This window comes from Methanoregula sp. UBA64, assembly GCF_002502735.1.
GTDB lineage: Archaea > Halobacteriota > Methanomicrobia > Methanomicrobiales > Methanospirillaceae > Methanoregula.
Map to the genome: position 1 here is coordinate 1 of NZ_DAQC01000004.1, position 7,997 is coordinate 7,997.

General features: G+C 47.4%; 9 protein-coding genes. 4 read left to right on the top strand and 5 right to left on the bottom strand.

Translation table 11 applies throughout. The features are described from left to right. Positions 1-1,040: carbamoyl-phosphate synthase large subunit (carB, locus tag BP758_RS07225; protein WP_292370196.1), on the bottom strand; the 1,040-nt coding region annotated here is incomplete at its 3' end. Next, positions 1,040-2,095, bottom strand: coding sequence for a glutamine-hydrolyzing carbamoyl-phosphate synthase small subunit (gene carA, locus BP758_RS07230; RefSeq protein ID WP_292370197.1), 1,056 nt, complete (start codon positions 2,093-2,095; stop codon positions 1,040-1,042). The genes carA and carB, both read right to left, overlap by 1 nt. 220 nt (positions 2,096-2,315) lie before the next feature. On the opposite strand from carA, the gene BP758_RS07235 reads away from it, so the two are divergent. The 3 genes from BP758_RS07235 to BP758_RS07245 all read left to right on the top strand — a co-directional run bounded on the left by BP758_RS07235 (position 2,316) and on the right by BP758_RS07245 (position 4,195). Further along, the gene (locus BP758_RS07235; protein ID WP_292370198.1) at positions 2,316-2,594 is read left to right on the top strand and encodes a glutaredoxin family protein; all 279 of its coding nucleotides are present in this window, start codon (positions 2,316-2,318) and stop codon (positions 2,592-2,594) included. Further along, the gene (locus BP758_RS07240) at positions 2,591-3,106 is read left to right on the top strand and encodes a ferredoxin-thioredoxin reductase catalytic domain-containing protein (RefSeq protein ID WP_292370199.1); all 516 of its coding nucleotides are present in this window, start codon (positions 2,591-2,593) and stop codon (positions 3,104-3,106) included. Before BP758_RS07235 ends, BP758_RS07240 begins: the two co-directional genes overlap by 4 nt. Positions 3,107-3,466: 360 nt before the next feature. Then, the gene (locus BP758_RS07245) at positions 3,467-4,195 is read left to right on the top strand and encodes a hypothetical protein (protein WP_292370200.1); all 729 of its coding nucleotides are present in this window, start codon (positions 3,467-3,469) and stop codon (positions 4,193-4,195) included. A gap of 200 nt (positions 4,196-4,395) precedes the next feature. On the opposite strand, the gene BP758_RS07250 is transcribed toward BP758_RS07245, so the two are convergent. The 3 genes from BP758_RS07250 to BP758_RS07260 are packed head-to-tail and all read right to left on the bottom strand — an operon-like array spanning position 4,396 to position 7,312. Continuing rightward, positions 4,396-6,162, bottom strand: a complete 1,767-nt coding sequence (locus BP758_RS07250) for an ABC-three component system protein (protein ID WP_292370201.1) — start codon at positions 6,160-6,162, stop codon at positions 4,396-4,398. Beyond that, a complete protein-coding gene (locus BP758_RS07255) occupies positions 6,159-6,404 on the bottom strand; it encodes an ABC-three component system middle component 6 (protein WP_292370202.1) in 246 nt (81 codons plus the stop codon). The genes BP758_RS07250 and BP758_RS07255 overlap by 4 nt, the downstream gene beginning before the upstream one ends. Continuing rightward, entirely contained in the window at positions 6,401-7,312 is a 912-nt protein-coding gene (locus BP758_RS07260) for an ABC-three component system protein (RefSeq protein WP_292370203.1), read from the bottom strand. The genes BP758_RS07255 and BP758_RS07260 overlap by 4 nt, the downstream gene beginning before the upstream one ends. A gap of 256 nt (positions 7,313-7,568) precedes the next feature. On the opposite strand from BP758_RS07260, the gene BP758_RS07265 reads away from it, so the two are divergent. After that, on the top strand, positions 7,569-7,874 hold the full coding sequence (locus BP758_RS07265; protein ID WP_292370204.1) for a HEAT repeat domain-containing protein: 306 nt from the start codon (positions 7,569-7,571) through the stop codon (positions 7,872-7,874). Positions 7,875-7,997: the final 123 nt, after the last annotated feature.

Sequence of the window (7,997 nt, forward strand, 5' to 3'; positions counted from 1 at the left end):
TCGATGGTCGGCTCGAAGGAGGCGGCAGTGCAGCCGGTGACCGAGTTCTTGATCTCGTCGAGGTGCATGCCGATGGCGATCTTCGCTGCCACCCGTGCGATCGGGTAGCCGGTGGCCTTCGAGGCAAGGGCCGATGAACGGGAGACACGCGGGTTGACCTCGATGACCCGGTACTCCCCCTCCTTGAAGGCGAACTGGACATTGCAGCCGCCCTGCACGTCGAGGGCACGGATGATATGGATGGCTGCGCTCCGCATCATCTGGTACTCGTCGTCGCGGAGCGTAAGGATGGGTGCAACGACCACGCTCTCCCCGGTATGGATGCCCATGGGGTCGATGTTTTCCATGCTGCAGACGATGATGCAGGTGTCGGTCGCGTCCCGCATTACTTCGAACTCGAGCTCCTTCCAGCCCATCACGCTCTGTTCGATGAGCACCTGGTGGATACGGGAACGGGAGAGGCCCAGTTCGACAATCCGGGTCAGCTCTTCCTTTGTCCTGCCGATACCGCCGCCGGCGCCTCCGAGGGTGTAGGCCGGGCGGACGACCGCGGGGAGGCCGATCTTTGCAATCGCGTCGTCGATCTGGCTTAAGGTGTTGAGGACAATGCTTTTCGGGACCGGTTCCCCGATCTCGTTCATGAGGTCGCGGAACTTCTCCCGGTCCTCGCCCTTGTAGATCGCTTCGAGCGGGGTCCCGAGGATCTCGACGCCCTTGAGCGCCCCCATCTCGGCAAGTTCCGCGGTGAGGTTGAGGCCCGTCTGGCCGCCCATGCCCGAGAGGATGCCGTCGGGCTTCTCCTTCTCGATGATCTTTGCGATGATGTTTGCCCGGAGCGGCTCGATATAGATCCTCTCGGCCATCTCGGGGTCGGTCATGATCGTTGCGGGGTTCGAGTTGACCAGCACTACCTCGATTCCCTCTTCGCGGAGCGAGCGGCAGGCCTGCGATCCCGAGAAGTCGAACTCTGCGGCCTGCCCGATCTGGATCGGTCCCGACCCGATGAGGAGGACCTTTTTGATGTCGGTGCGCAGGGGCATTATGCTAGCCTCCTGAACAGCGCATCGAAGAAATGGGCCTCGGTATCGCGCGGCCCCCCGTGTGCCTCGGGGTGGAACTGCACGGTCGTGAGCATCAGGTCCTCGTTCTCGAACCCTTCGACCGTGCCGTCGTTGACATTCGTGTAGGTAACCTTGCAGCCCTCGGGCAGGGAATTTGCATCTACGGCAAACCCGTGGTTCTGGGTGGTGATGAAGATCTTCCCGTCCTTGAACCGGACCGGCTGGTTTGCCCCCCGGTGGCCGAACTTGAGCTTGTAGGTGTCGCCGCCAAGGGCAAGCGCGGAGACCTGGTTCCCCATGCAGATCCCGAAAACGGGGAGCTTCCCGAGGAGTTCCTTGACGCAGCGGATCGCATCCGGTGCCTGCTTGGGGTCGCCGGGGCCGTTGCTGATGAAAAGCGCGTCGGGCTTACAGGCCATGACCTGGGATGACGTTGCATTGTACGGGAAGACGTAGAGGTCGCCGTTCCTCTTTGAAAGGCTCGTGAGCATGTTCTTTTTTATCCCGAGGTCGATGACGGCGATCTTCTTTCCCGTGCCCGGGATGTGGTAGGGTTCCTTGCAGGATACTTCCGGGATGGGGACGATGTCGCAGATAGTCGGGCTCTTTCTGGCAAGCGCGACTGCATATGCGCCGTCGCTGCTCCCGACAACGAGCGCGGCCCGCATGGTGCCGTGCACCCGGGCCTTGATGGTCAGCGCACGGGTGTCCACGCCGCTCATGCCGAGAAGGTGATTTTCTTCAAAAAAGGTTCTGAGGGAAGGGAGGTGTTCGGGTTTTTCACAGATTTCCTTGGTGATACATCCGAGCGCACATACGCGGGGATTCTGGAAGTTTTGCGGATCGACACCGTAGTTGCCGATCTGCGGGAACGTAAACATGAGAATCTGGCCGAAATAACTGGGATCCGTCAAGGATTCCATGTACCCGGTCATCTGGGTGTTAAAGACCAGTTCTCCTGCGCATTCCCCCTCTACCCCGAATCCTTCCCCGGTGACATATTCCCCGTCCTCGAATCCCAGAACCGCCTTCATGATGTCCATATCTTATGTGCCGGATTAGTTATTAACGCTGATGCACCCGGCCGCCCGGCCGTCGCGGCTCTTTTGACAGCTTCCGTTTTTTCCGGGGTAAACCACTGCCGGGCCCTTGCTAACTCCCGGGTCTTATGATAACCTCCGCGTGCCCGGGTATCCCCTATCCTCACGATTAAATAGTCCCGGCGGTAATTCCCAGATAATAAAGGTGTTTTTGATGCCGACCCATGTGAACGGGAAAGACAAGGGACAGGTCATGCTCTATGCGCTCTCTACCTGTCAGTGGTGCCATAAGACGAAGGTGCTGCTCGAATCGCTCGGGATCGCGTTCGATTACGAGTACGTGGACCTGCTGGAGGGAAAGGAGCAGGACGAGGCTATGGCGAAGATCGAGCGCTGGAACCCGGCCGGATCGTTTCCCACGCTCGTGATCGGCGATACCCGGGCCATCATCGGGTTCCGCGAGAGCGAGATACTGGAGGCCTTTGGCGCATGAATCCCGCCGTGATCACCGAGGCCGAAATTGACGCGGCATATGCGGCCTACAAGACCGATGCGGAGAAGAACGGGTACCGGCTCAACCCCGACGAAGACTTTGTGAAAAACCTGATCCGCGGTCTCCTGAAGAACGGGCAGCGCTACGGGTACCGGGCCTGTCCCTGCCGGCTTGCATCCGGCATAAAGGACCAGGACCTCGATATTGTCTGCCCCTGCGATTACCGGGACAGCGATCTTGAGGAGCACGGCGCCTGTTACTGCGCCCTGTACGTGAACGAAGCCATTGCCTCGGGAAAACAAACTGTCGCACCCATTCCCGAACGCCGCCCGCCCCGGTCCGAACGTATGAAAGCCGGTTCGATCAGAGTCGCTTCAACAACCGAGCGCCCGGTCTTTCCCCTGCCGGTCTGGCGCTGCAAGGTCTGCGGGTATCTCTGCGCCCGCGAGCAGCCACCGGGGATTTGTCCGATTTGTAAGGCGACGAAGGAAAGGTTTGAGAGGTTTGTGTGATCTTTTTTATGAGTTTCGGGCTCTGCTGAGTCTGCGGGCCCGTGGCGTGGAAGGGCTGCGGGCATCTTTGTGCACGGGAGGAGCCGCCAGGTATATGTTCGATGTGTACGGCGAGGTAGGTGTGGGTCGTGTGAAGTTTCTTTTAAAGAGTGCAGTAACGGGTGCGGGGAATTCTTGGGTTCGAATTTCTTCCCTCGCATAATCTAGCGGGGTTATAGGTATCTTAAAAAATGTCACTCATCTAATTCCACACCCCTGTTTCGAAAACTTGTGCTAATACGCACGTGAATTATTAAATAAGGCAGATATAGGCTGAATGTTAAAATTTATGCAAACCACATTGGGAGGGCAAATCAGGATATGTTTGCTAAACAAAGTTTAGGATTAAAATTATTGGTGGCAATAAGTATATTGGCAATTTCGATTATTGTAACCGTCGGACTTGTAATTTTTATTGAAGGCAAATTCTCAATGGAAGATGCTTGGTTTATTTCAGTTGTATCTATATATATAGGGATTTTCATAACGGCCGTTTATTCATTGTGTATTGAAGAATTAGAATCTCGTCAGGGTTGGATGACTGGAAACTGGACATTGACAATATATGATAATACTGGGGAAAAAATAAAAGAAGATCTTTATATAGTAAAGCATAGGAAAAATAATATTTACGCGGATATAACTCGAACTTTTCCTCAAGATTCTCGAGAACTCGGAAGAAAATGGATATTTGAGGGTAGACTTATTAGAGATGCTAAATTGATAGGTCATTATTGGTCTCAAAAAGAGGGAAGTTTAAGTTGCGGTGCACAATTTTTATTAAATGTTGAAAAAAATGAGGATGGTTTACCGATAAAAGGTGATCTTTTTAAAGGTACTTATATTAAAGCGAATCTCTTAAGTATTGGTGAAAAAGATAAAGTCCTCATGGGTTCGGGTCAAATACCCATGACAACAATTACCTGGATAAGACCTGCAACGAATTTAAAGGAATACCGGGCCATCCCCAAACAGACACTACCAAACAGTGATGATAATTCACTCAATTTTTCAATAAGGCAACGTATTTCTGCTTTGTTTTCAAAGTAACCATAAAAATAATTTTAAACTAATAGGCTTGAGATTCTGCTCACGAGGTTACAAATTTTTGTGGGTATCTCTGTTAGGGGTATATGCTAACAGTACTTAACGACACATTCCAACATAATCGAATTTGGGATCTCCACACAATTCGCGTTTTTGACCCGTTCGATAAATTTTGAAGATATGTTTCAAGTGATGAATGCTATTCAAAACTTAAATCCAAATAATCCGCCATCATCCTTCGCGTCCGTAATCCCTACATGGAGCACATAATCTTCAATATTGAAATCATTCACATTGTTCCCATATTCCATAGGCATATCACATGAATTCATCGTAACTATATATTGGAAATTATATTTATCTGCCATTTCTGCCCCAACTTGAAATGCCGTCGCTCTTTGATGTGCATCAACACCATCAAAAACATGACTGTCATGAATTAAAAAGCCGGGTCCAATACCCCTTTCTTGACAGAGAATCATCATCATCATATCAAAACAAAAAATTTGCATATTTCTGATGCCTTTACTTTTTACACCTTGAATATTAATATCAAATTTTGGACCATCATTGGATGCTGTGATTTCCAGCCGACCTGGATCTTCATATAACTGGCTGGAAATACTCTTAAATGTTAAAATAATATGTTTCATCAGTAGATCTTGCTCTTGAAAATTCTGCTGTAAACGGCTCAATAGTTTATTTCTCTCAATATTCAATTCGGTTTTTTGACCTTCAAGTTGTTCGGCAGCGAGATATCGTCTTCTCAAGGATTCGGTTTCTGTTTGGAGTTCTATAAGATCAGAATGCATTCTTGTGAATTGATCAAGTGCCCCATGAGATTGTAAAATAGACAAGACCTTTGCACGTCGTAAAATTAATTCTTCTTTCTGCGTATTTCGTTCAAGAATTCGTTTTTCCGCCGATTCAGTTTCAGATTGAAGATATAATTTTCGATTCCTAATAACAGTATTATGAAATTTTCTTACCTCTTCGAATCGACGGGAAACTTTGGTTGGAAAAATAACGCCAAATTCTTGGTATAATCTCTCCAAATTCTCAAATGAAGGAGGGGCCTCACTTTTCAGAGAGATATTAAGATCAGATATCAATTCACGATCAAGCATATTTTCGTTGGCAATATCAGATAGTAAGTTCGTTAATTCTGTAGCTTCCTTTTCATATCTATCGTATTCAGGAATCACTTTAAATGATTCAAGGTCTTTTTCCAATGATGCAACTTTCTCTTCTGATATTACGAGGGTGGTTCTTAATTCAGATACCTTACCAAGAATTTCCCCAAATGCACCTTCACCCACAGCTTTTTTTAGCTCTTTTAAATTCTTCTCCCTATCCCGGATAATCTGCCATTCTTGGGAAATTGTCCAATCCAACCCTAACAAAAATGAGATGGCAACCTGTTGATCCCAAGTCTGTTGGTCTTCAGACTGACGCTCATGGGATAAGATACCTCCCGCATTTTCACGACGAGCAAAATATGAAAATAGTGAACGAAATGTAGGTTGTTTTTTCTTCTCTTTTCCCTTTTTAGGTTTAATAGGTAAATTAAAAAATGAGTTGCCAAGTTCATCTCGCCATTGTGAAAGAGAGCGAGTCTTCTCTTGGGGGTTACCGGTATTCAATAAAGTAGGGTCGTTTCTCGTCTCATTTATCACTATGAATTGATTAGGATCTTCGCCGCTTCTTTTCACCATCACTTTTTCATTTTTTAGATCAAATTCCGCCGAAAATGTAGCTTTTTCCAGAAGTTCGGTTCTGAAAATGCAATTTTTATCACAGTTTGAACCAAAAATAAAATTTATTAAATCTACTAAACTGGTTTTCCCGGTTTTATTCCGCGTTGATTGAAGCGTTGAATTTTCGCTTTTTTCGGCAACAATAATATTCATTCCGGGACGTAAAGAAATATTCTTAAATTTCGGCAAATCACTTAAAATTCGATAAATCATGGTTTCACTTTTTTGATAATTCCATCGTCAATTTCAATAATGCCCAACAAGAACAGGAAATCCAGTGAAAGGATAAACCAATCATAAGTAATTTTTGAGTCTGTCGATTTTTCAATCTCCATCTTTTTGATCTCATCCCAAACTCGGGATACTTGTTTTGGCTCATTCAAGTGTTGGAGTATTTCGCCCCCGGAACCTAATATGCTTAAATCAATTCTCAGGCATTTTGAAGGTAAAATCACGGAAGATCCCCCTCATCATATCCTTCGAAAATATCACATTCTTCAAAAAAGTGGGAGACTATTGCAAGTACAGCTGATAAATGAGTTGGACTTTTCATCTCCTTTCCTCCTGCGAATTCGATTAACTGCATATAAATCTCATCTGGGGGGAGATTTGCCCGTTTTAACTCTGAATAACGATTTTTAAATGCCTGCGTAATTTTATCTGCAAATGTTCGATCATGCCATTTAGTAAAAAATATTTTAACTAATGGGGATTTACGCATTCCCGCAATTATTAATGTTTTAACCTCTTCCGACAATTTATTATAAACAATTTTATCTATGGGGGGGGATTTGATATCCTCATCTAAAACGGGGTTTTCTGCACCGATTGATAGAATCACAATTTTCAAATCTTCGAGTTGGATACTTCTCATTGCTTTATCTGAAGGTGCAGGTCCCAAAATATATGCAATATCCTGTTCATTCATCGAAAAAACAATATCTCGTAATTCGGATCTCCCCATGATCCCAATCTCAATAGAGGAATATTCTTGCTTTTTCTCTTCTAAATAGCTAGTAATATCGGCACTTAATCCCTCAAAGGAATTGTGCACAAATATCCATTTTTTCATTTTTCCATTCCAATATGTTAATGCACCTTCCAAGTCCATGTCAATTTTATTCTTGGCTTTAGACAATTCCATTTCATTGGGGGCATATACCTGATGAACAGATTTTTGAGAGACAAGGTAACCATCGTTTTTTCGATCTCCAAGGTTTCCCCAAGGTCGTATTGGAACAAAATCACTTGGATAACGAGTCTCCATTATTTTAGAGAAAAAATTCTGAAATTCTGCCCCTTTAGACTTTAAAAATAGATTTTCAAAATGGGCTTCATAGTATGCTCTAGTAATATTCTCCATTCGAATGTCTCTAATTGACCCATATTAATTTACAATACTATTAAAGCGTTTATTTTATTCTGTGACTAATAATCGCCCGACAGCCGCAGTACCTATGGTGATCCCTCCCTGATCCGCCGCGGGGGCGCCCCGTCGGGGGCGGCGGAAGGCATCGCAACGCTCCGTAGCTCCGAGAGCTTCCAATCCCCGGCCCCAACCTTCATCTCACCCCATCCCCCACATACCCACAACCAACCCAAGCAACGGTGACACCCCCATGTCCAACTCCCTCGAAGTCCTCCTCGAAAAGCTCTCTGATGACAACGAAGGGATCCGGTGGAATGCAGCAGAAGCGCTGGGCCGGCTCGGAGACCTCCGGGCCGTGGAGCCGCTGATCGACACCCTGTGGGATGATGATGAACGCGTGCGGAAAAAAGCTGCCTGGGCCCTGGGCATGCTCGGGGATCCCCGGGCCCTTGCTCCCTTGCAGAGACTCTACCGGATGGAGCGGGAGGATGCACGGGACATCCTCCAGGAAGCAATGGATATGATCAAGCAGGCGATGGCCCGCGATCTGAGATGAGCGAGTGCTTACCGGACCTGTGGGGCAACGATTCCGCTCGCTCAGGGAGATCAGGTTTCATCTGCAAAACCGGGCCGGACACCTGCCCAAAACCGGACAAAGGGGGGGAGGGGGGTGGCCCCC